The following is a 23,998-nucleotide window of genomic DNA, read 5'->3' as shown; positions in this document are numbered from 1 at the left end:
GGACCCTCGGCCTGCCCCAGCCCGAAAAGACCGCACCACACAAACACAGAGTCCCCGTCAGTAAACCGACGAGGACTCATGAACGATCGAGGCTAAGGCGCCCACCACCTTCCTGTGCCGTCCCAGAGACCTGCGGTGAGCGTTTTTGGTCTTCAATTCGATATTCCCTTCAGGGGTCTCGCCCTGAGGACTTCCAGTGATTTTTTCCGGCACCGGAAAAGATCTTTTCGGAAATCCCTGCGGCATCGCTTTGGACGAGCCACATTCGATCGCCGAATACTGTGATTAGCGCCTCCGAGCGCTTGGTGTTGAGCATGATTTATCTTGAACTTACTTTGAGGGAGCGCGAGTCGCGCGCGAGTTGAGCGGAAGGGTCCGGTACGTCAGCTGTTTGACCCGATGTTGGACGGCCCGGCGGTGGCGGACGCGTGGGCGATCTCGTCGTGCGTGGCCGGTCGCGCGGAGCGGGGCGGAGTGACGGAATCGGCCGCGCGGGCGCTGAGCGAGGAGGAGACTGCGTCGTCCGGGTGACGTCGCGCGGGCGGGACGGCGGGGGTGACCGGGTCGTACAGATTCAGTGGAGATTACGGGGCCGAAACCTACGGAACCGTAAGGATTTCTGTCCGACCCTTCCCCTTGTGAGCGCATTTTCCGGCGCTGACCTGTGCGGACGTGAGGACTGCTCTGATTCCGCCCCCCTCCCGCCCTTCCGCCCGGTGGGGTAGCTTTCACCGCGCTGTGGGGAGCGTCGACGAGAGCGGGGAGCGGGGTTTGCGCGAGTTCACCAACCCTCCGTTGGCGTTGGCGCCGCCGGTGGGCGGTCTGGCCGACGTCGTGTTCGAGCGTGCCCAGGAAGACCCCCTCCACGTGTCCCTCGGCCGCAAGGACGAACAGGACCGGTGGCGGGACGTGACCGCCGCCGAGTTCCGCGACGAGGTCCTCGCCCTCGCCAAGGGCCTGCTCGCCCGGGGAGTGCGCTTCGGCGACCGGGTCGCGATCATGTCCCGCACCCGCTACGAGTGGACCCTGTTCGACTACGCGCTGTGGACGATCGGCGCCCAGGTCGTCCCCGTCTACCCCACCTCGTCGGCCGAGCAGTGCTTCTGGATGCTGCACGACGCGCAGGTCTCCGCGGCCATGGTCGAGCACGAGGACCACGCGATGACCATCGCCACCGTCATCGACCGCCTCCCCGCGCTGCACCAGCTCTGGCAGCTCGACACGGGCGCCGTGCAGGAGCTCTACGACGCCGGCGCGCACATCGAGGACGAGGTGGTGCACCGGCACCGCCAGGCCGTCACCCCGGACTCGGCCGCGACGATCATCTACACCTCGGGCACCACGGGCCGCCCCAAGGGCTGTGTCATCTCGCACGGCAACTTCATGTACGAGGCGGACACGGTCATCGACACCTGGGAGTCGGTCTTCCACTCGAAGAAGGGCGACGAGGCGGCGACCCTGCTGTTCCTGCCGCTTGCGCACGTCTTCGGTCGGATGGTGGAGGTCGCGGCGATCCGCGGCGGGGTGCGCTTCGGGCACCAGCCGCAGCTCAACGCGGCCGTTCTGCTGCCCGACCTGGTCGCGTTCAAGCCGACGTTCATCCTCGCCGTGCCGTACATCTTCGAGAAGGTCTTCAACGCGGCCCGCCGCAAGGCCGAGAAGGACGGCAAGTCCGGGCCGTTCGAGAAGGCCGTCGAGGTCGCGGTGAAGTACGCGGACGCGGTCGAGGAGAAGGCCTGGGGCATCGGCCCCGGTCCGTCCGCCGGGCTGCGGATGCAGCACCAGCTGTTCGACAAACTCGTCTACTCCAAGGTGCGGGCCGCCATGGGCGGCCGGATCCGCAACGCCATGTCCGGCGGGTCGGCCATGGACCGGCGGCTCGGGCTCTTCTTCGCCGGGGCGGGCGTGCAGATCTACGAGGGCTACGGCCTCACCGAGTCGACGGCTGCCGCGACCGCAAACCCGCCCGAGCGCACCCGCTACGGCACGGTCGGCCGGGCGATCCCGGGTGTGACCGTGCACATCGCGGACGACGGCGAGATCTGGCTGAACGGCCCCAACGTGTTCCAGGGCTACCTCAACAACCAGAAGGCCACCGACGAGACCCTGCACGACGGCTGGCTCGCCACCGGCGACCTCGGTTCCCTCGACGAGGACGGCTATCTCACCATCACCGGGCGCAAGAAGGAGATCCTGGTGACCTCCGGCGGCAAGAGTGTCGCGCCGGGTCTCCTGGAGGAGCGGGTGCGGGACCATCCGCTGGTCTCGCAGTGCATCGTCGTCGGCAACGACCGCCCCTACATCGCCGCGCTCGTCACCCTCGACCACGAGGCCGTCGAGCACTGGCTCACCATGCGCGGCAAACCGCCGATGACTCCGGCCCAGCTGGTGCGGGACGCCGACCTGGAAACCGAGGTGCGGCGCGCCGTGGTGGCCGCCAACACCCTGGTCTCGCAGGCCGAGTCGATCCGCACCTTCCGGATACTGGCCCAGCCCTTCACCGAGGAACACGGTCTGCTGACCCCGTCCCTGAAGCTGAAGCGCAAGGCCATCGAGAGCACCTACGCCAACGAGGTCGAGGCGCTGTACCGGGCCTGAACTCCCTTTCCCCTAGCCGATGTTGACGCGGAAGAGCTTGTCGGAGCCGGCCGGCTGGTTGCCGTTGTTGTCGCAGTTGGTGGTCGACAGCCACAGCTGGTCGGCGCCGGGGACCTTGGTGACCGTGCGCAGGCGGCCGTAGGTTCCGACGTAGTACGCGGTCGGGGTGCCGACGTTCTCGGTGTCGCCGTTGATCGGGATGCGCCACAGGCGTTCGCCGCGCAGGGACGCCATGTAGACGACGTTGCGGACGATCGCAATCCCGCTGGGGGAGGCCTCGTTGACGTTCCACGTGGCCTTGGGATTGGTCATGCCGGCGACGCTGCACGTCCCTTCGCAGGTGGGCCAGCCGTAGTTCGCGCCCGGCTTGATGAGGTTGAGTTCGTCCTTGGAGCTGTTGCCGAACTCGGCTTCCCACAGGCGGCCGTTGCGGTCGAAGGCGAGGCCCTGCGGGTTGCGGTGGCCGTAGGAGTAGACGTAGTTGCCGAACGGGTTGCCGGGGGCCGCTTTTCCGTCCGTCGTCATGCGCAGGATCTTGCCGTTGAGGGAGGTCTTGTCCTGGGCGAGGTCGGGGGTCTGGGCCTCGCCGGTGGAGACGTAGAGGTAGCCGTCGGGGCCGAAGGCGAGGCGGCCGCCGTTGTGGTAGCGGTTCTTCTTGATGCCCTGGAGGAGGACGGTGTAGTCGGTGAGGGTGGTGCCGTTGTACGTCATGCGGACGACGCGGTTGCCCTCGGACGCGGTGTGCATGAAGTAGACGTAGTGGTTGGTGGCCCACTTCGGGTCGACGGCGACGCCGAGGAGGCCGCCCTCGCCGTTGGTGGTGACCACGTTCGGCACCGTGCCGACCTGGGTCCGGGTGCCGTCCTTGGTCGTCTTCCAGACCCGGAAGTCGTCCCGCTCGGTGACGAGGGCGCTCTGGCCGTCGGGCATCCAGTACGTGCCCCACGGGATGGTCCAGCCGGTGGAGAGCGTCGCGATGGACGAGGGTACACCGCCGTCGCCCGCGCAGGCCTTGGTGGTGAAGGTGACGGTGTTGCTCGGCGCGGAGAGGTTGCCGGCCGCGTCCCGCGCGACGACGTTCAGCGTGTACGGGCTGTCGCAGGCGAGGCCGGTGAGGGTGGTCGAGGTGCCGGTGGTGACCGTCTTGTAGACGGTGTCCCCGCTGCGGATGTCGTATGCAACAACCGATCGGTCGTCGGTGGACGCGCCCCAGGCGAGGCCGACCGTATTCGATGTGATGTCGGCGGTCGACAAAGTACCGGGCGCGGTGGGCGGGGTGGTGTCGGAGCTGGGTTTCGTCGTGCAGTCGACGACCGGGCTGGCGGGCGAGGTGTTGCCGGCCGCGTCCCGGGCGATGACGGTGAGGTCGTAGGTGGTGTTCGGGGCGAGCCCGGTGAGGGCCTTGCTGGTCGAACTCCCGGGCGCCTCACCGATCTTGTTGCCGTGCTCGTAGAGGTCGTACGCCGTGACGCCCACGTTGTCGGTCGAGGCGCCCCAGGCCAGGGTGAGGCCGTCCTCGCCGATGTCCGGGCAACTCGGCTGGCCGGGGCGGGTCGGGGCCTGTGCGTCGGTCGCGGTGCCGACGCTGATCCGGTCGAGGTTGGGGCCGCCGTTCGCGGTGGTCGCGGTCGCCCTGATTTTGTCGGTGCCGGCCGTCAGCGGGACGTTCACCGTCTTCGTCGCCCAGGTGTTCCAGTCGGCGGTGGCCGGGAAGGAGACGGCGGACGCGACGACCGTACCGTTGACGGAGATGTCCAACGGGCGGTCGACCGTGGTGCCGTTGGCGTAGCGCAGGACGACCGGCGCGGTGCCGGTCGCGGTGGCGCTCACCGTGAACTCCACATAGGAACCGGTCACGTTGGTGTAGTCGACGAAGCCGGTGCCCGTGTAGCCGGTGTGGTTGGTGGCCACGGTGCCCTGGACGACGGTGGCGTCCTCGGCCTGGTAGTCGGTGCCCGCCGCGTGCGCGGTCGCTCCGGTGAGACCCGCGAGCGGCACGGCGAGGGCCAGGGAGAGGCCCCACGCCAGGATTCTGTCGCGTTTCATGACTGTCCCCTCAGTCCGCCGTCGACCGGGTTCACCCGGATCAGGCGGGTCTCGCCCGGTCGTAGCGTCGCGCTGTACGAGTCAGCGATCGTGCCCTTGTGGGAGCCGGACCAGAGGTCGGTGACGTCACCGGAGCCGGTGAAGCCGACCTGCGACCAGTTCACGGAGACCGTCGCGCTGCCGGACGTTCCGGTGTTGAACAGCGCGACCACGTAGGCGCCGTCGCTCTCGCGCTTGCTCCAGACCTGTTTGACGCCGCTGTTCACCACGCGTTTCGCGGCGACGCCGTCCTGGTCGACGCCGATGAGGCGGTCGTTGGTCAGCATCGCCTTGTCGACGGTGTCGAGGTGGGTGAGGTCGGTGCCGAGCAGCAGGGGCGAGCCCGCCATCGCCCACAGGGTGAAGTGCGAGCGCCGCTGGTCGGCCGTCAGACCAACCTGGTCGCCGTTGCCGACCTCCAGGGAGTCCAGGTCGTTCCAGCCGCCCGGTCCGGCGTACGGCTGCCAGGACGCGGCGGTGTTGAAGCGCGCGGAGACGTGCGACCAGTCGGTGAGCGGATAGCCGCTGCCGTTGGCGCCGGGTCCGCAGTAGCACTCGACGTCGCCCTGGGTGCGCCAACTGTTCGCCAGCGAACGCCAGGTGGCGGCGTCGGCGATCGGAAGGTTGTTGGAGAGCGCGAAGTTGATGGGACGGCCAGTCGCGCGCAGGGCCTTGTCCCAGGCCTGGACGTCGGGGATGTCGGCGCTGCCCACGCCGTCGATCTTCAGGTAGTCGACTCCCCAGGAGGCGAACTGCTTGGCCCACGAGTTCACGAACTCCTGCGCGCCGGGCTTCCCGTAGTCGATGTAGTACATGTTCTTGCAGTTGTAGTTCTTCTCGGTCCTGGTCGTGTCCGCGATGTCCTTCGCGTGGTAGGTCGTGCCCTCGATCGGGGTGTTCGCGGTGACCGCGTTCTTGGCGATGCCCGGGGTGACGTAGAAGCCGAACTTCAGTCCCTTGGAGTGGATGTAGTCCGCCAACGCCTTGATCCCGGAAGGGAACTTGGCCGGGTCGACGGCCCAGCGGCCGTAGGAGTCGACGGTGAAGCCGTTCGTGTCGCACTTCTGCCAGAAGTCGTCGAGGTTGACGTAGACGAAGCCGTGGTTGTCGAGGCCGCTCGCCACCAGGGCGTCGGCCTGGGCCTTGATCTTCGCCTCGGTGGGGGTGCGGCGGACGTAGCTCCAGCTGCTCCAGCCCATGGCCGGCCGGGTGGACTGGCCGTTGTCGGAGGCCGCGGCCGAGGTCGGGCCGCTCAGGAGGGGAAGCGCGGAGGCGGCCAGCAGTCCGGCGAGCGCCGCCACGAACGGTCTGGGTCCGATGTGTGTCATGACGATCCCCCGGGGGTCGCGTAGGACGTGCCGATCCAGGCCTCGTCGATCCGCAGCCGCTTGTAGCGGGTGGTGTCGGTCGACGCGGCCCAGGTGGAGTCGACTTCGAGGCGGACGTAGCGGGCGTTGGCCGCGGTGAGGTCGATGCCCTGGATTCCGCGCCGACTTGGCAGCTCTCCGGTCTTGACCGCGCTCCCCCAGTTGGTGCCGTCGTTGCTGAGGAACACCTTGTACGCCTTGATCCGTGCCGACTGCTCGGTGTCGGACCGGGCGTAGGCCACGGAGTCCTCGCGCTGGTTGAGCCCGATGTACTGCACCTTCTTCGAACTGCCCAGGTCGAAGGTGAGGTTGACCGGCAGGGTCTTGCCGTTGTCCCAGTAGGTGAGGTAACTCCCGTCCCCCGCGGCCGATCCCGTGTGCCCGCTCGCCGATGCGCTCGCGCTCACGGTGACGCCGGACAGGATGCCCTGGCGGCCGGCGGTCGTGACCTTGAAGACGGTGTCGTAGGGGTCCCAGCCGCCGAGCCCGCTGAGGGTGAGCACTCCGCCGGACTGGGACCACGAAATCGCCGCCCCGGTACGGAGGTTGGTGACGGAGGCGATGCGGTAGCCGTTGTCGCGGACGCGCAGGGTGCTGGTGCTGGGCGGGGTCAGGACGTGGATGTACTGGAGGTCGGGGTCGGTCCGGCTGATCGTGGTGACGCCGTGGGCGCCGTCGTTCCAGAAGCCGGGTTTGAGGCCGCCGTACATGTAGCCGCCGCCCTCGGTGCCGTGCAGGGATTCCCAGATCGGGTCGAGGTAGGAGTTCGCGAAGTTGTTGAAGGCGGCCTGATTGGCCGGGAACTTGCCGTTGACCTGGGCGGTTTCCGCCATCAGCGCCTTCACCGAGGAGCCCGTGTTGGTGACGAGGCGGCCGAGGGTGAGCATCCGGTCGACGGACGGGTCGGAGCCGTCGTACCACCAGGCGCCGGTCGACGGGAGCTTGAAGTCGGCTTCCGTCAGGCGGGGTTGTGCGGTGTATACAGCCTGCGGGTAGTCGTATGCGGGCGACATTCCGGTCTTCTGCTCATTACTGATCATGTCCATGATTGGCGTGTCTTCGTTGTTGTTGCTGAGCGTGTAGTTGGGGCGCTTCTGGTAGATCTGCTGGTAGAGGTCGTGGCTCTCCCAGTACGCGTTGTCGTTGTCGATCCAGAAACCGCCGAGGTCGGGATAGCGGTCCATGACCTCGAAGAAGTTGTCGTAGCTGAACTGCCCGAAGCCGTCGCGGGTGGTCAGGTCGACGCTCTGGCCCTTGTAGGCGGAGTAGGCGGCCGAGTCGAGCCACTCGTGGCCTCCGTCGGCGTGCCACTGGGGGTCGTCGGTCATGTAGAGGACGACCTTCATGCCCTTGGCCTTCGCGGCGGTGATCAGCTCGCCGAGGAAGTCCCGCTTGGTGGAGCAGGATCCGGGGATCTTCGACGGCCAGGGGCGGGCGTATCCGAGGCGGCTGTGGAAGGTCGCCAGTACGAGGTATTGCGTATGCAGTTTCCGGGCCTCGTTCACCCAGTAGTCGGGGGTCCAGCCGCCGCTCGTGACGTCGTTCTCCCAGGCGGTGCAACTGGTGTGGGCGGGCGCGGTGCGCAGGCCCCAGTGCAGGAAGAGGCCGCCGACGGAGCCGCGGAGGAAGTCCTGGCGGGGGTTCTCCAGGTCGAGGGGCCGGGCGGCCGTGGTGCCGCAGTTCTCCGTCGACCCCGTGCTCGACACCCGTGGCGCGCCGCCACCGCTCACGCAGTAGCCGTCGACGTCCTGGAAGCCCATGTCGTACGGCGAGTTGGAGCCGCGCTGCGCGGAGAAGCCCGTGAACCGGATGCCGCTCGCCGCGTTGGCGACGACCGCGGGCCGGCCGTCGTTCGCCGCGAACTTGACCGAGCTGTCGGTGAATTGGACGTTGTCGGCGTTGTGCAGATACCAGCCGTAGGCCGGCCGGGTGCCGATGGCCTTGGGGTTGTAGTCCTTGGGGTCGTTGCTCGGTACGCCGGTGGACATGGTGCCGTTGCCGCCGGGGACGGTGATGTCGACGTTCGTGAAGGTGATCCCGCTGATGCGGTGGCCGGTCTCGCCCCACAGCGTCGGGCTGAAGGAGGGGTTGTTGCCGGTGGCGGTGATGTTGTCGTAGGTGACATTGCTGATCGAACCGACGCCCGGACTGTTGCCGCAGCGCTTTCGGGTGCCGATCTTCTCCATGATCGGTGAGTGGACTCCGGTCATGGTGATGTCGCGGTAGTGGACGTCCGAGATCTTCGCGCCGTCCATGGAGACCATGCCGAGGCCGGACTTGTCGGCGCCCTCGATCCGGATCTTCTGGAACTGGTAGTCCGTGAAGTCGCCGCAGGTCTCGGAGCCGAACATGAGCGCGTTGCAGCACTTGGCCGACAGATACGAATCGCTCACCCGCACATGGCCGTTGGGGAGTTTGGCGCCGAGCGCGTAGTCGCTCTTGAAGACGAGGGCGTCGTCGTTCGCCTTGATGCTGGCGTTGGTGACGGTGACGTTCGTCGTGGAGATGATGTTCCAGCCGTCGCGGTCGCTCGCGGTGTCGATGGTCAGCCGGTCCGAGGTGACGTTCGTGCAGCCGTTGATGAGCGCGGCGAAGTGGCCGCCCCGGCGCAGGGTGAGGCCGTCGCCGATCCGGAGTCCGTCGCAGCGTGTCAGCGACAGGATCTTGTCGGCCTCGCCGGACTTGGGGTTGCCGGTGATCAGGTTGCCGAGCCCGTCGATGACCCCGCCACCGACGAAGCCGATGTTCGTGAGCCGGTCGCCGTAGATCATCGCGTTGTGGAAGTGGCTGTGCCCGTAGTCCTGGTACTGGTCGTTCGGGTTGGCCTCGGGGGCGTCGTAGGTGTCGGCGGACGAGCCCTGGATCGTGGCGCCGGTGTCGACCTGGAGCGTCACGTTGCTCTTCATGTGGATGGTGTTCTTGGACTTGTAGGTGCCGGCGGGGAACCGGACCGTGCCGCCGCCGGCCGAATTGGCCGCCGTGATGGCCTTGTTGACGGCGGGGGTGTCGTTGGCGGAGCCGTCGCCCTTGGCGCCGTAGTCGCGGACGTCGTAGACGGCGGCGGAACGACTCGGTGTCGCGGAAGGTGCCGCTGCGAGGGCCGAGGGGTGGGCGAGGCCGAGGACGACGGCGAACGCGAAGAACACGCTCGCCGCCCAACTCCGTTTGTACATCGGTGGTTTCATACGGGATCTGGTGGGGGGTTCCATGGAGCGTGCTCCTCACACGAGTTGGTAGCCGCGGAGACCGGTGAGCAGGAGGTAGGTGTCCTGCAGGGACCCGGAGGTGTCGCCGAGGGAGCGGTAGATGCCCCACTTGGGGCGGACCCGGTCGGCGAGGAAGGTGTCGACGCCGGTCCTCGACTCGTCGATCACGGTCGTGGAGCCGGACTTGAGGATCCAGCGCACCGAACCGGCCGTGCCGTTGCCGACCTTGATCTGGAAGTCGACGTCGGTCCAGCGGTCGTGCAGCGGATCGAGGTCGGTACGGCCGACCAGGACACCGGCGACGGGAAGGTTCAGCTCGATGGTCTGCACGCCGTTCACGCGCCGCAGGGACTGGACGACGATCGGCGAGGTGCCGTTGCCGGGCTGCTTCATCTGCATGATGTGCGTGAAGGTCGTGGTCGCCTTCAGGGAGCTGGGGATGTACATCGCATACGTGATCCGCCAGGTCTGCCCCTGGGTCCACCTGAGGTAGCTGCTGGTGCCGGTGCGCAGACCGGTGACCTCCTGGCGCTGCCGGTCGGTCGACGTGTCGCGGTCGACCGTATGCATGTTGAAACGCCAGTTGTTCCCGGTGGCGTAGATGTGCGGGTGCCCGGCCGGGTGCGAGTCGGCGCGGTCGTCCTCGACGGTCTCGAAGGCGCCGAGGCCGTCGCCGCTCGCGGTCGGCGCCCACTTCTGCTGCCAGGAGGCGGCGTGTGCGGGGGTGGCGGCGGACAGGCCGACCGCCGCGCCGGCGACTCCGCCGAGGGCGCTTCCGAGAACCGCCCTTCTGGACGCGCTCATGACACTAATCACCTCGCAGTTGTTCGTTCATGATCAGAAAGGCGCCCAGCCCGTGGAAGTCGTTCACGGCCCGGGTACGGGCGACGTAGTACGCGTAGTCGCCGACGTTGGTGCCGACGGAGATGTCCGAGAGTTCGGTGCGGCCGTCGGTGCCGACCGAGAGGCGCGCGAGGACGCCCTCGTAGCCGCGCCGGGCGACGTCGGCGAAGTGCCGGTCGAGATAGCCCTGTTGGGCACCGCGCGAGAGGGCGTAGGTGAACATGCTGGAGCAGGACGTCTCGGTCCAGTCGTCGCTGCGGGCACCCTTGTCCATGACCTGGAACCAGCGGCCGGTCGCCGGGTCCTGGTACTTCTCCAGCCCGGCCGCCAACCGGCGGAAGATGGCGAGGAGTTGGGGCCGCCGCGGATGGTCGGCGGGGAGTGCGTCGAGGACGTTCGTGACGGCCATCGCGTACCAGCCGACCGCACGGCACCAGTGTTCCGGAGCGAGTCCGGTGCCGGGGTCGGCCCAGCTCGCGGTGCGCGACTCGTCGTAGGCGTGCTTCAACAGGCCGTTCGCGACCTGGAGATGACTGCCGTAGACGTAGAGCTGCTTGGACGCCTCGTCGTTCGTGTAGGCGCTGTCGCCGAACTCCTTGCCGTACTCGACGAGGAACGGGTTCACCATGTAGACGCCGTCCGCCCAGAGTTGATGGGCGCGGCTGCTGCTGTCGGCGTGCCAGAAGCCGCCGTCGCTCGTGCGCGGATAGGTGTCGAGGCGGTCGCGGATCTTCTGGGCGGCCTTGCGGTAGCGGTCCTGGCCGGTCTCGTGGTGCAGGATCACCAGGAGGCGGCCGGCCTGCATGCTGTCGAGGCTGTTGAAGGACTGACCGATCGAGCCGTCGCTCTTCACGAAACGGTCGACGTAGCTCTTGATGTAGGCCAGGTAGCGGGCGTCGTGCGTGCGTCTGTACGTGAGGTACTGGCCGTAGAGGTAGAGGCCGACCGGGTAGGACCAGCCGCCGATCGTGCTCGGCGTGTAACGGGCCGTCGTGGAGTCGACCACGGCCACGGACCAGTCGGGCGCGGCGGCCGGACGGCTCGCCGCCACCGTCGTTTCGAGCGGCGGGACCGCTCCGGTCAGGGTGACGGTGGCGAGGGCTGCCGCGGTCAGGGCCGCTCGCAGTCGTCGGCGTCTCATGTTCCTCCCTTTCGAGTGGGGTCGGTTCGGGTGGCGTCGGGGCGGGCGGGCCCGACGGCTTCGGCGCGCTCGGGCGGAGTGCATGAGCGGAGTGCGTGGGGCCGTCGCCTCGGCCGCCATCGCTCTTGACCGACTGATCAGTTTGGTCGGGCGCGGAAACGCCCGGCCGCCCTCACCGGACGATGCGCCGTGCGGCCGTGGCGGACGAGGCCTTCACCACACCTTTTCATCCGATGTTTCCTGCATACGATGTTCCGTGTGGAGGATCCCGGGCAGTGTCCTGCTCATGCGCGCATACCTGCTCTCCTGGAGAGGGAGGGTCCTGAAGCACAGACAGGTGCTGGTGTTCACAGGGTTGTTCACATGGACGCACCACGTTCACGGACACGTCCGGTGGCGTGCTTCAGCGTCGCGGCACGACGGTCTGCGGTCAATGGTCCGGACCGAATAAGGTCGGATGCATTTCTCGCCAATCTTGAGCCGCCGGCACTGGACGACCGCTCGGTCCGGACGGATTTCGCCGTCAGGAATGCACCACGGCCCGTGATCGTTGACGATGGAGAGTACCCACCCGACGACTGAAGGATCGAGAGCTCGTGAGCAGCAAGGTCCCCCCGATCATCCTCAACAACGGTGTCGAGATGCCCCAGCTGGGCTTCGGCGTCTGGCAGGTGCCGGACGACGAGGCGGAGCGGGCGGTGGTCACGGCACTGGAGGCCGGGTACCGCAGCATCGACACGGCTGCGATCTACGGCAACGAAGAGGGCACCGGCAAGGCCATCGCCTCCGCCGGCATCCCCCGCGAGGAACTCTTCGTCACCACCAAGCTCTGGAACACCGACCAGGGGTACGACGCCACCCTGCGCGCCTTCGACGTGTCGCTGGCCAAGCTCGGCCTGGAGTACCTGGATCTGTATCTGATCCACTGGCCGACGCCGGCCCGGGACAAGTACGTCGACAGCTACAAGGCGTTCGAGAAGCTGCACGCCGACGGCCGGGTGCGCGCCATCGGCGTCTCCAACTTCGAACCCGACCACCTGGAGCGGCTGATCGAGCAGACCTCGGTCATCCCGGCGGTCGACCAGATCGAGCTGCACCCGCAGCTCCAGCAGCGGGCCGGGCGCGAGTACCACGCGGAGCAGGGCATCGCGACCGAGGCCTGGTCGCCGCTCGGCTCGGGCCGCGGTCTGCTGGAGGTCCCGGCGATCGTCGCCATCGCGCAGAAGCACGGCCGCACCCCGGCCCAGATCGTGCTGCGCTGGCACATCCAGCTCGGCAACGTGGTGATCCCCAAGTCCGTGACGCCGTCGCGGATCAAGGAGAACATCGAGGTCTTCGACTTCAGCCTGGACACCGAGGACCTCGCGGCGATCAGCGCGCTCAACGAGGACCGGCGCCTGGGTCCCGACCCGTCGACGTTCAACGCGGCCTGACACCAAGGCACTTGGCCTGACCCGCAAGCAGTACGAAGCGCCCCGGAGTCCGGCTCCGGGGCGCTTCTCGTCGCCTGGTCCGGAGCTTCGCGCCACTCGGTTCGTACCAGGGTCTTGACGCGGGCATGCCTATGGGCCACCTTGTTGCGCACCCGGTAAGGAAACTTTCCTAACAGAAGGGTCCCCCACAGTGCGCATCCGAACACTGACCCTCGCCGCGGCCTCAGGCGCCGCCCTGCTCGCCGCCGGAGTGCTCCCCGCGAGCGCCTCCTCCGGCGCCACCCCGAAGTCCGCCCAGGAGGGCACGGTCAGCGCGGCCGACCTGCTCTCCAAGGTGACGTCCTGCTCGCAGATATCGAACGGCAAGTACCGCACCGACGACGAGACCTCGGCCACCATCCCGGTCTGCGGCAAGAACGGCGCCGTGTTCTGGAAGGCCGACATGGACATCGACTGCGACGGTCAGCGCACCACGAACTGCAACGAGAACGCCGACCCCTGGTACCAGAACGACACCGCGTTCCACCAGTCCAACGGCAAGCCCCTGAAGGCGGATTCACTCCCGTACATCGTGGTGCCCAGCTCCAGCAGCATTTGGAAGTACTCCAGCTACGGCATCAAGGGCGGCGGCGTGGTCGCCGTGATCTACAACAACAAGGTCGAGTACGCCGTCGTCGGCGACACCGGCCCCACCAACATCATCGGCGAGGCCTCCTACGCCACCGCCAAGGCCCTCGGCATCGACCCCGACCCGGCGACCGGCGGCGCCGACTCCGGCGTGACGTACATCCTGTTCAAGAACTCGACGGTCTCCCCCATCGAGAGCCACAGCGCGGCGGTCACCTTGGGCAACCAGCTGGCGAAGACGTTCCTGCAGAACAACTAGCCTGCGGGTGAGGCCCGTTGCCACGAGGCCTGTTGTCGCAAGGCCCGTTGTCGCGATCGGCCGGTCGCGGCAACGGGCCTTTCCCTCGGGCGAGTTGGGGCGGCTACGTCAGTTGGGCTGTCCGATCGGCCGTACGACGACGGTGTTGATGTCGACGCCGGCGGGCTGGCGGATCGCCCACAGGATCGTGTCGGCGATGTGGTCGGCGGTGAGCAGCCGGCCGGGGGGCGGGCTGCCGTTGCCGTCCCAGAACGGGGTCTCCACCCGGCCCGGGGCGATCAGCGTCACGCCGATGCCGAACTCCGTGACCTCGCGCCGGGTGTTCTCGGCGAGACCGGTCATCGCCCACTTGGTGGCGCCGTAGATGTTGCCGGGCGTGTGCACGAACCCGGCGACGCTGCCGATCAGCACGATCCGTCCGTGTGTCTGCTTCAGCGCGTCGACGGACGCCCGGATCAGGAGGGCGGGACCGAGGACGTTGGTCAGCACCATCTCGGTCCAGCCGGCCGGGTCGCCCTCCGCGACCGAATCGTGCGTGGCGACACCGGCGTTGGCGACGACCGCGTCGAGCCGCCCGAACTGTTTGAGCGTCGTCTCGACGGCGGCCTGCACCTGGTCGTACTCGGAGGCGCTGCCGGGGATCGTCAACAGGCCCGCGGGATGTCCCAGTTGACCGGCGAAGGCGTGCAGCCGCTGCTCGCTGCGGCCGGTGACGGCCACCCGGCCGCCGGCACTGAGGAGTTGTCTCGCGACGGCCGCGCCGATCCCGCTGCCGCCGCCGGTTATGAGTGCGACGTGAGAGTTGTCGTTCATGGTGCTGTGGTCCCCCCGTGGGTCGGTGAACTCCGCATTTTCGGAAGGGCAGTTCATCACCTCGAGCACTCTTGAAGTCAAGCCGCCGAGTTCACGGGCCGTTCACACCGGCCGCACCGCCGTGTGCACGGTGTGCGCGGCGAGCACGAACACATCGGCGCGCCGGTGCACACCGGCCGGGTCCTGCGGGTCGACCAGCCGGTCGAGGGTGGACCGGTCCTCGGCGCCCAGGGCGTCGCCGTAGACGTCACGGACCCGGGTCAGCCAGGTCGCGACATAGGCGCGGACGCGGTCCGGGGCCGGGGCGGGCAGGTCGAGGAGGAAGCTGCGGCTGCCGGTGTACTTCAGGCCCGCCGAGGTCAGCAGGGCGGACCAGTCCTCGGTCTCGGTGACGGCGCCGGGGAGGTCGGCGCGCATCTGCGCGAACCACTCGGCCTCGATCGCGTCGATCCGCGCCTCCAGGCCCGGGCGGCCGATGCCGAAGTCGCGCGGCAGGAAACGGGAGGGCAGACCGCCCTCCATGATGGCGAGGGTGCCGCCGGGAGCGAGCCGCTGCGCGAACGCGGCGAGACCGGCGCGCTGGTCGCCGAGGTGATGCAGGCTGCGGCTGGCCCACAGCAGGTCGGCCGGGTACTCCAACTCGCCCAGCACATCCGGCAGTTCACCGGTCAGCGTGCCGAAGCGGTCACCGTAGCCCAGCCGCTCGGCGCGGGCCCTGGCCCGTTCCAGGAGCGGTCCGGAACCGTCCACCGCCACGACCCGGGCGCCCGGGAACGTCTCCGCGAACAGACCCGAGACCACACCCGGCCCGCTGCCCGCGTCGACGATCAGCCCCGGGTCGGTCCGCTCCTTCGCCAGCCACGCCATGGCCCGCTCGTACAGCGGCGCGAACAGCTCCGCCTGCGACTCCAGCAACGGGCCCATGACGGCCCAGTCGATGTCGGTGTGGTCGTGGCGGTGGTAACCCTGGGCGGGCTCGTGGCCCTGCTCCTGACCGGCGGGGTCGTTGTGGTGGGGGGCGTGCTTCTCGTCGTGCTCGTGCGCCATGGTGGTCAGCCTCTCGTCCGGGTGCCGCCAGCCTGCGCCGACGCACCGTCCGGGGGCCACTTCCGTTGCCGAAGCGGCAAAAACGGGGTGCGGAGAGGGGCGTCGTTCGCCGACCATGCCCCGTATGGACGACCTGCTGCTGGAACACTTCCTCGAAGACGGGTTCGTGAAGATCGCCGGCGCCTTCCCGCCGCGCGTCGCCGCGGACTGCGCGCGCCTGCTGTGGCGGGAGACGGGCTACGACCCCGACGACCCCGGCACCTGGAAGGACCCCGTGGTCTGGGTACCGGGCATGGGGCAGGGCCCGTTCGCCGCCGCCGCCAACTCCCCCGCCCTGCACGAGGCGTTCGACCTCCTGGTCGGCGAGGGACGCTGGGCGACGCGCTACGGCCTCGGCGCCTTCCCGTTGCGCTTCCCGCACCAGGACGAACCTGACGACGCCGGCTGGCACATCGACGGGAGCTACACCCCCGAGGGCGAGACCTGGTCGTACGTCAATCTGCGGTCGCGGGACCGGGCGCTGCTGATGCTGTTCCTGTTCAGCGAGGTCACCGAGGACAACGCCCCGACCCGCATCCGTGTCGGCTCGCACCTCGACGTACCGCCGCTCCTGGAACCGTACGGCGAGGCGGGGGTGTCCGGTCTGGAGATCGCCCCGCGCCTGGTCGAGGCCACCGCCCACCGCCCGCTCGCGTACGCCACCGGCAGCCCCGGTGACGTCTACCTGTGCCATCCCTTCCTGGTGCACGCGGCCCAGCCGAACCACGGCACCCGGCCGCGTTTCCTGGCGCAGCCACCGCTGGATCCGGTGGTCCCCTACGACCTGGACCGGTCCAACGGCGACTATTCGGCGGTGGAGTTCGCGATCCGCCGGGGGCTGTCCAAGGAGGGCTGACCCCCACGCCCCCGAAGGGGCGCGGGGAACCGCGCGACCAGCCCCCACCGACCGGCGGCTGAGAACCGGCCTACAGAGGCGGATACGCGTTCGCCATCAGCTGCTGGAACTGCGCCGAGAACCAGTGCCCGGACAGCGGGGCGTTCGGCAGCGCGCCCGACATGTTGTTGCCGTTGCGCGCGTTGCCCGTGTACGTCGGGTCGCACATGCGGTCGAAACCCTTGCCCTCGTCGTTGGCGATGGCCGTGCTGGAGCCGTCCGACTCACCCGGCGGCTTCATCCACACATAGGCGTCGATCCCGGTCGCGGGGGCGGCCTGCGGACGCTCGCCGAGACCGGCTCCGGACTGGTTGCACCAGTTCCCGACCTGGATCCGGCGGTCGTAGCGACCACCGTCGACGTACGTGTCCACACTGGTCGTCGCTCCGGGACCGGTGGGCCGGGCGGAACCGCCCCAGCCGTTCCTGGACGTGTCGATCAGCATGCCGATACCGGAGTTGAAGCCCACCGACACCAACTGGCTGCGGAACGCCTGGGCGTACGACAGCTCGTCCACGTAGCGGTTCCAGTCGACCCACTTGGACTGGCGCACGGAGACGCCGTTCACGCTGTCGTTGATGGTGAAGTTGTTCTCCTTCAGGGCGCTGTAGTTGGCCGTGTTGGTGATGAAGCCGGCCACGTCGTTCACGGTCGCGCCCTCGGCGTTGGCGGCCTGGTAGAAGAGGTTCGCGGCGGGGGCGAAGTTGTCGTCCCAGCCGAGCCAGCCGTGGTGGCCGGCGTCGATGTAGTTGTAGACGTTGGGGATCGCGCCGAGCTTGTTCAGCGCGTAGCCGACGCCCTTCACGTAGTTGCCGTTGGCCAGCATCGTGTCGCACTGCGGGGTGGCGGTGGCCTTGCTGCCCGTGTTGGTCACGAGGTTCGGCAGCGAGTCGATCTCGATCGTGGTGACGATCCGCAGCGAGGCGTACTTGCTGTCGGCGAGGATCGCGGCGATCGGGTCGATGAACTCGCTTTCGTAGCGCCCGATTTCGGTCGGGCCGAGTTCACCGTTGGAGGCGAGGGCCGCGCAGTCGCGCCCGGGCAGGTCGTAGACGACGAGCTGGACGACCTCCTGGCCGCTGCCCTTCTGGGCGAGCGCCGCGTCGAGGTGGGCGCGCAGACCCATGCCGCCGTTGACCCCGTTGATGGCGGCGATGCGGTCGAGCCAGACGCCGGTGGGCTGGTTGGAGATCCGGCTGCCGCCGGTCTCGGCGGCGGCCTTCGCCGACCACTCCGGGTTGACGTACACCTTGGCGCCCGCATACGGGTTGTCGACCCGGCCGCTGGGATCGCTGCCGCCACCGCCGCCTCCCCCGCCGCTGCCGTCGTCGACGTTGCAGGTCACGCCGTCGAGGGTGAAGGCGGTCGGGAGGGCGTTGGTGCCGCTGTAGGAGGCGTTGAAGCCGAAGCTGACCGAACTCCCGGTCGGCAGGCTCCCGTTGTAGGTCTCGTTGGCCGCCGTGACGGCGGTCCCGCTCTGGCTGATCTTCGCGTTCCAGCCGCTGGTGACCTTCTGGTTGCCGGCGTACGACCACCTCACGGCCCAACTCGACTTGGCTGCCGAGTTGTTGGTGATCGTGACGGCGGCGGTGAAGCCGGTGTCCCACTGGTTCTGCACCTTGTAGTCGACGCTGCACGGGATCGCGGCGATGCCGACGTCCGCGGAGGGGCCGGCGGCGACCGCCGTCCCCGAGGCCCCGGCGACGAGCACCAAGGCAGCGAGCAACGCTGTTCTGGTACGGCTCATGAGTGCGGGTTTCCTTGTCTGGTAAGGAAGTTGGTTGCGGGTGCTGTTGTGTGCGCTGTTCGATGTGCGCTGTCGGTGTGCGGGAGCGCCTATCCGTTGAGGGCGCGAAGGTGGTCGCGCAGCCCGATGCCGTACGCCGTGGGCGTACCGGCGTAGTCGGAGATCAGCGACGGACCGGCGGAACAGTCCCAGGTGTTCCAGGTCCAGCCGAGATACGAGAGCCCGCGGTCGTCGAACCACTTCATGACCTGGTCGACGAAGGCGTGCGAGCAGGTGTTCTCGCCGATCTCCCCTGCCACCAGCGGCACTTGGGCCGCGACGGGGGCAAGCGTGGAGTTCCAGCAGCTCTCGCTCGCGCAGGTGTTGAAGTTGTACACGTGGTACGCGGCGACGAGATTGCCGGCCGGATCGGTGGGCCTGTAGGCCAGCCACTGGCTGAGGTCGTTCGAGTACGCGAGGCCGCCCGCCATGATGACGTTCTTGGCGCCGGTCGACCGTACGGCGTCGACGAGATCCTGCATACCGGCGACTTCGTACCCGATGCCGGGGCAGGTGCCGCCGTCCCGCCAGCACTGCCACGCCTGGGTGGTCGTGGAGGTCGCGCGGTCCGGATACGGCTCGTTGAACAGGTCGAACGCGACGGCCTGGTCACCCTTGAAGGTGCCGGCGACCGAGGACCAGAACGACGGGGTGTACTGCGCGTCCGGCATCGGCTTCTGGCAGGTGGCGTGCACGTCGGAACAGCCCGCCGAGTTGCCGGTGTACTGGCCGTAGGTCCAGTGCAGTTCGACGATCGGCGTCATGCCGTGCGCCTCGACCTTCGCCACCAAGTCCTTTACCGCGGCGATGTAGTTGGCGCCCGCGTACTCGGGCTTGATGTTCGAAAGGCCCAGCCAGCACTCCTCGTTGAGCGGAATGCGGACCACGTTCGCCTTCCAGTCGGCGATCGCCGCGACGGCCGCGTCGTCCACCGGACCGTCCCAGATGCCGTAGCCCTGCACACACATGAACTCGCCGCCGGACCGGTTGACGCCCAGCAGACGGCGGTTGGTGCCGTTGGCGTCCACGAGCTTGTTCCCGGAGACGTGCAGTGCGGGTGCGGTGCCGCTGGGCGGCGGTGAGGTCGGAGGCGGCGAGGTCGGTGGTGTCGGCTCCGAATCGACGTTGCAGGTCGTGCCGTTGAGCTTGAACGCGGACGGTACGGCGTTGCTCCCCGACCAGTTGGCGAGGAACCCGGCGCTCACGCTCGCGCCGGTGCCGAGCGAGCCGTTCCAGCTCTCGTTGGTCGCGGTGACCGTCGTGCCGGACTGGGACCACTTGGCGTTCCAGCCCTGGGTGACCTTCTGGCCGCCGGAGAAGTCGAAGCTCAGGCTCCAACTGGTCACCGGTGCCATGTTGTTGGTGATCTGCACTGCGCCCTGGAATCCGGTGGCCCACTGGCTGGTGACCGAGTACGTCACCGTGCACGCGGGGGTGGCGCCGGACGCCGTGACCACCGGAACGACCATGGCCCCGACAAGGGCGGTCGCGCCGGCGACGGCTAAAAGGATTGAACGCGGGGGGTGTCGCATGAGCGACTCCTTGCAGGTCGGGCGCCTCCACGGACGCGTCGACTGACGGAATCGCTCCCACTGGTGTCCAGGAAGGTAGCGCCAAGTGACGGCAAAGGACAGGGGAGTCACAGACTTTCGCTGACTTTCCCTCAATCCACGCCTGTCGAATCATTTCGACTCCGTAAGCACCTTGACGCCTCTCACCCCCGTCCCCACGATGGGAGCGCTCCCACTGGTTCAAGGCTTGTTGCTGCTCCACCCCCACCCCTCCGAGCCGCAAGGAGGAACCAGCACATGCACCCCAGAAGGAGACGCCGTGTGACACGGCGACTGTGGACCGCCGTCGCGGCGGCCCTCGCACTTCCCGTCTCGATGCTCGCGACGGGCACAACTCCCGCCCAGGCGGCGACAGTTCAGTGCAGCGTGGACTACAAGACCAATGACTGGGGCTCCGGCTTCACCGCGGATCTGGCCCTCACCAACCGGGGTACGGACGCGATCAACGGCTGGACCCTGACGTACGCCTACTCGGGCAACCAGAAGCTCAGCAACGGCTGGAACGGCACCTGGTCCCAGTCCGGCAGCGCGGTCACGGTGACGAACGCGTCCTACAACGGGACGATCGCCGCGGGCGCGGCCGTCTCGACCGGCGCGCAGTTCAGCTACAGCGGGACGAACACCGCGCCCACCTCGTTCGCGATCAACGGCACCACCTGCGCCGGCGCCCATCAGCCGCCGATCACGGTGCTGACCAGCCCGAGCGCGGGCGCGATCTACACCCAGGGGGCCGCGATCCCGCTCGCGGCGACCGCGGCGGCGGCCGACAACGCGACGATCAGCAAGGTCGAGTTCTACGACGACACCACGCTGCTCGGCACGGACACGACCTCGCCGTACTCGTTCTCGACCTCTGGTTTGACCGTGGGCAGTCATTCACTGGTGGCGAAGGCGTACGACAGCCTGGGCGCGTCCGGAGCGTCCACGCCGGTCGGCATCACCGTCGCCTCGGGACCCGCGATCGTGGCCTCGCCGACCCAACTGGGCGTCCAGCAAGGCAAGTCGGGCACATACGCGGTGTCGCTGTCCTCGCAGCCGTCGGCGAACGTGACGGTCACAACGGCCCGCGCGGGCGGCAACACGGGGCTGTCCGTCACCGGCGGCGGGACGCTCACGTTCACGCCGTCGAACTGGAACACCGCACAGACGGTGACCGTCACGGCCGACGCGTCCGGCACCGGTTCGGCGTCCTTCGACTCGACGGCGACGGGGTTCACCAAAGCGACGGTCACGGTGACGGAGCTGGCGGCGGCAAACGCGTACGACGCCCGCTTCCTCGACCTCTACGGGAAGATCTCCAACCCGGCGAACGGCTACTTCTCCCCTCAGGGCATTCCCTACCACTCGGTGGAGACCCTGATCGTCGAGGCGCCGGACCAGGGGCACGAGACCACGTCGGAGGCGTACAGCTATCTGCTGTGGCTCCAGGCCATGTACGGCAAGGTGACGGGCGACTGGTCGAAGTTCAACGGCGCCTGGGCCCTCATGGAGAAGTACATGATCCCCACCCACGCCGACCAGCCGACCAACTCCTTCTACAACGCGTCCAAACCGGCCACCTACGCACCCGAGCTGGACACCCCGAACGAGTACCCGGCGAAGCTCGACACCTCGGTGTCGGTGGGATCGGATCCGATCGCCGGTGAACTGAAGACTGCATACGGTACGGACGATGTCTACGGTATGCACTGGCTGGAGGACGTCGACAACACCTACGGCTACGGCGACACACCGGGCGGCGGGTGCGAGGCGGGACCGGCGGCGAGCGGGCCGTCGTACATCAACACCTTCCAGCGCGGACCCCAGGAGTCGGTCTGGGAGACGGTGCCGCAGCCCACCTGCGACGCCTTCAAGTACGGCGGCAAGAACGGCTACCTGGACCTCTTCACCGGTGACTCCTCCTACGCCAGGCAGTGGAAGTACACCGACGCTCCCGACGCCGACGCGCGGGCCGTGCAGGCCGCGTACTGGGCCGACACCTGGGCCAAGGAACAGGGCAAGGGCGCCGACGTCTCCGCGACCGTCGGCAAGGCGGCCAAGATGGGCGACTACCTGCGCTACGCCATGTACGACAAGTACTTCAAGAAAATCGGCAACTGCGTCGGACCGTCCACCTGCCCGGCCGGCACCGGCAAGGACGCCTCCGACTATCTGCTGTCCTGGTACTACGCCTGGGGCGGCGCGAACGACACCAGCGCGGGCTGGGCATGGCGCATCGGGTCCAGCCATGTGCACGGGGGCTATCAAAACCCCCTGGCCGCCTATGCGTTGAGCTCGAACGCGGACCTGAAGCCCAAGTCCGCTACAGGCGCTGCGGATTGGGGTACCTCGCTGACCCGGCAGCTGGAGTTCTACCGCTGGCTGCAGTCGAGCGAGGGTGCCATCGCCGGTGGGGCGACAAACAGTTGGCAGGGGCGGTACGCGAGTCCGCCGGCCGGGACGTCGACGTTCTACGGCATGTACTACGACCAGCAGCCCGTCTACCACGACCCGCCGTCCAACCAGTGGTTCGGCTTCCAGGCGTGGTCGATGGAACGGGTCGCCGAGTACTACCAGCAGACGGGAAACGCGAGCGCGAAAGCCGTCCTCGACAAGTGGGTGGCGTGGGCGCTGTCCAAGACCACCATCAACCCGGACGGCACGTATCTGATCCCCTCCACCCTCCAGTGGTCAGGCCAGCCCGACACCTGGAACGCGTCAAGTCCCGGGACCAATACGGGACTTCATGTCACCGTCGCCGACTACACGAACGACGTCGGCGTGGCCGCCGCGTACGCCAAGACGCTGACGTACTACGCCGCGAAGTCCGGTTCCGCCGCGGCGAAGACGACGGCGAAGGCTCTTCTCGACGGTATGTGGAACAACTACCAGGACAGTCTGGGCATCGCCGTTCCGGAGACCCGCACCGACTACAACCGGTTCAACGACAGTGTGTATGTGCCGAGCGGGTGGAGCGGGACGATGCCGAACGGGGACGCGATCAACTCCGCTTCCACGTTCGCCTCGTTGCGGTCCTTCTACAAGAACGATCCGGCGTGGTCGAAGATCCAGAGCTATCTGGCGGGCGGGGCCGCGCCTGTCTTCACGTATCACCGGTTCTGGGCACAGGCGGAAGTCGCGTTGGCCATGGGGTCGTATGCGGAGCTTCTTGAATAGCTGCGCTTGTCGGGTGGTTCTTTGGCTGCGGGTCCGTTGTGGCTGGTCGCGCCCCGCGGCGGAACCGCAAATCGATACTGCCCCGCGCCCCTGAGGGGCGCTGCCGCCGGGCGGCCCCTACCCGCACTGGGGGTCGCCCGGTCCGCCGGTGAGCAGGTTGCCGTATCTTCCGGCCAGTTCGGCGACCGTGCGGGTGATGCGGTCGCGGAGTTCGGGTGGTGAGAGGACCTCGATGTCCGTGCCGAGGCTCAGGAACTCGCCGTGTGCGTGGTCGATGGACTCGATGGGGACCGACATCAGGGTCCAACCGTCGGGCTCCGGCCGTCCGGTGAGGGGGACCGCCCGGGCGAGGGTCGCGCCGGGGGCGAGCCGGACCACCGCCTCGCTCCGGTAGAGGCGGTCGTGGAAGTCGCGTTGGTGGGCGGTCCAGTACGCGGCGAGGTCGAAGTCGTCCGGGCGGGTGAACTCCTCGGCCGAGTCGGGGTCGGAGGTGGTGAGTGCGAGGATCTGGTCGACGCGGAAGGTGCGCGGGCCGGGACCGGCCACGACATACCAGCGGCCCGCTTTCAGGACCAGGCCGTACGGCTCCAGTCGGCGTTCCACGTCGGTCGGCTCGCGCCAGCGGCGGTAGACGGCATACAGAACACGGTTGTTCCATACGGCGTCGGCGACTGTATGCAGGAACGGTGTCTCGTCGGCGTCCGCGTACCAGCCCGGCGCGTCCAGATGGAACCGGCCGCTGATCCGGTCGGCGTGTTCGCGCAGTTCGGCCGGCAGGGCCGCGCGGATCTTCAGCTGGGCGGCGGCCAGGACCGGGCCGAGGCCCAGTTCGGCGGCCGGTCCCGGCACCCCGGCGAGGAACAGGGCCTCGGCCTCGTCCGTGGTGAGGCCGGTCAGGCGGGTGCGGTAGCCGTCGAGAAGGCGGTAGCCGCCGGCGTGGCCCGCGTCGCCGTACAGCGGGACACCTGCCGCGCTCAGTGCCTCCACGTCCCGGTAGATCGTGCGGACCGAGACCTCCAGTGCCTCGGCGAGCTGGGCGGCGGTCATCCTCCCCCGGGTCTGGAGCAGGAGCAGGATCGAGAGGAGTCTGCTGGACTTCACTGCCACAGGATGTCAGTGAAGTGGTCCTAGC

The 23,998-nt window shown here is 68.2% G+C and carries 15 protein-coding genes; 5 read left to right on the top strand and 10 right to left on the bottom strand.

Annotated elements, in window-relative coordinates; translation table 11 throughout:
- Window positions 1-771 precede the first annotated feature (771 nt).
- On the top strand, window positions 772-2,598 hold the full coding sequence (locus ACFXC1_RS47885) for an AMP-dependent synthetase/ligase (protein WP_381255806.1): 1,827 nt from the start codon (window positions 772-774) through the stop codon (window positions 2,596-2,598).
- 12 nt (window positions 2,599-2,610) lie between these two features.
- Here ACFXC1_RS47885 and ACFXC1_RS47880 read toward each other — a convergent pair whose 3' ends face one another.
- From ACFXC1_RS47880 to ACFXC1_RS47860, 5 genes are read right to left on the bottom strand one after another with little or no spacing between them, the layout of a single operon-like run.
- Window positions 2,611-4,644, bottom strand: a complete 2,034-nt coding sequence (locus ACFXC1_RS47880; RefSeq protein ID WP_381255804.1) for a PQQ-dependent sugar dehydrogenase — start codon at window positions 4,642-4,644, stop codon at window positions 2,611-2,613.
- Window positions 4,641-6,011: a glycoside hydrolase family 27 protein gene (locus tag ACFXC1_RS47875; protein WP_381255801.1), complete on the bottom strand. Its 1,371-nt coding sequence runs from the start codon at window positions 6,009-6,011 to the stop codon at window positions 4,641-4,643. Before ACFXC1_RS47875 ends, ACFXC1_RS47880 begins: the two co-directional genes overlap by 4 nt.
- Entirely contained in the window at window positions 6,008-9,223 is a 3,216-nt protein-coding gene (locus tag ACFXC1_RS47870; RefSeq protein WP_381255798.1) for a glycosyl hydrolase family 28 protein, read from the bottom strand. Before ACFXC1_RS47870 ends, ACFXC1_RS47875 begins: the two co-directional genes overlap by 4 nt.
- Before the next feature lie 48 nt (window positions 9,224-9,271).
- Window positions 9,272-10,060, bottom strand: coding sequence for a Tat pathway signal sequence domain protein (locus tag ACFXC1_RS47865; protein WP_381255795.1), 789 nt, complete (start codon window positions 10,058-10,060; stop codon window positions 9,272-9,274).
- 4 nt (window positions 10,061-10,064) lie between these two features.
- The gene (locus tag ACFXC1_RS47860; RefSeq protein WP_381255792.1) at window positions 10,065-11,240 is read right to left on the bottom strand and encodes a glycoside hydrolase family 88/105 protein; all 1,176 of its coding nucleotides are present in this window, start codon (window positions 11,238-11,240) and stop codon (window positions 10,065-10,067) included.
- A 596-nt stretch (window positions 11,241-11,836) separates the two neighbouring features.
- Between ACFXC1_RS47860 and ACFXC1_RS47855 the strand changes: the two genes are divergently transcribed.
- Complete coding sequence (locus ACFXC1_RS47855; protein ID WP_381255789.1) at window positions 11,837-12,673, top strand: aldo/keto reductase; 837 nt, start codon at window positions 11,837-11,839, stop codon at window positions 12,671-12,673.
- Between the two features lie 190 nt (window positions 12,674-12,863).
- Window positions 12,864-13,559 carry a glycoside hydrolase family 75 protein gene (locus tag ACFXC1_RS47850; protein WP_381255786.1) on the top strand — a complete coding sequence of 232 codons (696 nt, stop codon included), beginning with the start codon at window positions 12,864-12,866 and terminating at the stop codon, window positions 13,557-13,559.
- A 108-nt stretch (window positions 13,560-13,667) separates the two neighbouring features.
- Here the strand turns inward: ACFXC1_RS47850 and ACFXC1_RS47845 are convergent, their stop codons facing one another.
- Window positions 13,668-14,372, bottom strand: coding sequence for an SDR family oxidoreductase (locus ACFXC1_RS47845; protein WP_019073098.1), 705 nt, complete (start codon window positions 14,370-14,372; stop codon window positions 13,668-13,670).
- Between the two features lie 102 nt (window positions 14,373-14,474).
- Window positions 14,475-15,419 carry a class I SAM-dependent methyltransferase gene (locus ACFXC1_RS47840; protein WP_381255783.1) on the bottom strand — a complete coding sequence of 315 codons (945 nt, stop codon included), beginning with the start codon at window positions 15,417-15,419 and terminating at the stop codon, window positions 14,475-14,477.
- Between the two features lie 124 nt (window positions 15,420-15,543).
- Here ACFXC1_RS47840 and ACFXC1_RS47835 point away from each other — a divergent pair, with 124 nt between their 5' ends.
- On the top strand, window positions 15,544-16,314 hold the full coding sequence (locus ACFXC1_RS47835) for a phytanoyl-CoA dioxygenase family protein (RefSeq protein ID WP_381255780.1): 771 nt from the start codon (window positions 15,544-15,546) through the stop codon (window positions 16,312-16,314).
- Window positions 16,315-16,384: 70 nt separating this feature from the next.
- Here the strand turns inward: ACFXC1_RS47835 and ACFXC1_RS47830 are convergent, their stop codons facing one another.
- Both ACFXC1_RS47830 and ACFXC1_RS47825 read right to left on the bottom strand, forming a co-directional pair.
- On the bottom strand, window positions 16,385-18,100 hold the full coding sequence (locus ACFXC1_RS47830; RefSeq protein ID WP_381255777.1) for a glycoside hydrolase family 6 protein: 1,716 nt from the start codon (window positions 18,098-18,100) through the stop codon (window positions 16,385-16,387).
- Between the two features lie 89 nt (window positions 18,101-18,189).
- Window positions 18,190-19,671 carry a cellulase family glycosylhydrolase gene (locus ACFXC1_RS47825; RefSeq protein WP_381255774.1) on the bottom strand — a complete coding sequence of 494 codons (1,482 nt, stop codon included), beginning with the start codon at window positions 19,669-19,671 and terminating at the stop codon, window positions 18,190-18,192.
- A gap of 276 nt (window positions 19,672-19,947) precedes the next feature.
- On the opposite strand from ACFXC1_RS47825, the gene ACFXC1_RS47820 reads away from it, so the two are divergent.
- Window positions 19,948-22,866, top strand: a complete 2,919-nt coding sequence (locus tag ACFXC1_RS47820; protein WP_381255771.1) for a glycoside hydrolase family 48 protein — start codon at window positions 19,948-19,950, stop codon at window positions 22,864-22,866.
- 117 nt (window positions 22,867-22,983) lie between these two features.
- Here ACFXC1_RS47820 and ACFXC1_RS47815 read toward each other — a convergent pair whose 3' ends face one another.
- Window positions 22,984-23,967 (bottom strand): helix-turn-helix transcriptional regulator, encoded by a 984-nt coding sequence (locus tag ACFXC1_RS47815; RefSeq protein ID WP_381255768.1) that lies wholly within the window; start codon window positions 23,965-23,967, stop codon window positions 22,984-22,986.
- Window positions 23,968-23,998: the final 31 nt, after the last annotated feature.

This window comes from Streptomyces hokutonensis (assembly GCF_042751305.1).
In the GTDB taxonomy this organism is placed as follows: domain Bacteria; phylum Actinomycetota; class Actinomycetes; order Streptomycetales; family Streptomycetaceae; genus Streptomyces; species Streptomyces hokutonensis_A.
The sequence above is the reverse complement of the archived record's forward strand: the minus strand, read 5'-3'. Positions and strand labels throughout refer to the sequence as shown.

Excerpts from the sequence above, each read along its gene's own strand:
- ACFXC1_RS47820 (WP_381255771.1), top strand. The coding sequence starts at position 19,948 with ATGCACCCCAGAAGGAGACGCCGTGTGACACGGCGACTGTGGACCGCC.
- ACFXC1_RS47845 (WP_019073098.1), bottom strand. The coding sequence starts at position 14,372 with ATGAACGACAACTCTCACGTCGCACTCATAACCGGCGGCGGCAGCGGG.
- ACFXC1_RS47865 (WP_381255795.1), bottom strand. The coding sequence starts at position 10,060 with ATGAGCGCGTCCAGAAGGGCGGTTCTCGGAAGCGCCCTCGGCGGAGTC.
- ACFXC1_RS47830 (WP_381255777.1), bottom strand. The coding sequence starts at position 18,100 with ATGAGCCGTACCAGAACAGCGTTGCTCGCTGCCTTGGTGCTCGTCGCC.
- ACFXC1_RS47880 (WP_381255804.1), bottom strand. The coding sequence starts at position 4,644 with ATGAAACGCGACAGAATCCTGGCGTGGGGCCTCTCCCTGGCCCTCGCC.
- ACFXC1_RS47875 (WP_381255801.1), bottom strand. The coding sequence starts at position 6,011 with ATGACACACATCGGACCCAGACCGTTCGTGGCGGCGCTCGCCGGACTG.
- ACFXC1_RS47825 (WP_381255774.1), bottom strand. The coding sequence starts at position 19,671 with ATGCGACACCCCCCGCGTTCAATCCTTTTAGCCGTCGCCGGCGCGACC.
- ACFXC1_RS47835 (WP_381255780.1), top strand. The coding sequence starts at position 15,544 with ATGGACGACCTGCTGCTGGAACACTTCCTCGAAGACGGGTTCGTGAAG.
- ACFXC1_RS47860 (WP_381255792.1), bottom strand. The coding sequence starts at position 11,240 with ATGAGACGCCGACGACTGCGAGCGGCCCTGACCGCGGCAGCCCTCGCC.
- ACFXC1_RS47840 (WP_381255783.1), bottom strand. The coding sequence starts at position 15,419 with ATGGCGCACGAGCACGACGAGAAGCACGCCCCCCACCACAACGACCCC.
- ACFXC1_RS47870 (WP_381255798.1), bottom strand. The coding sequence starts at position 9,223 with ATGTACAAACGGAGTTGGGCGGCGAGCGTGTTCTTCGCGTTCGCCGTC.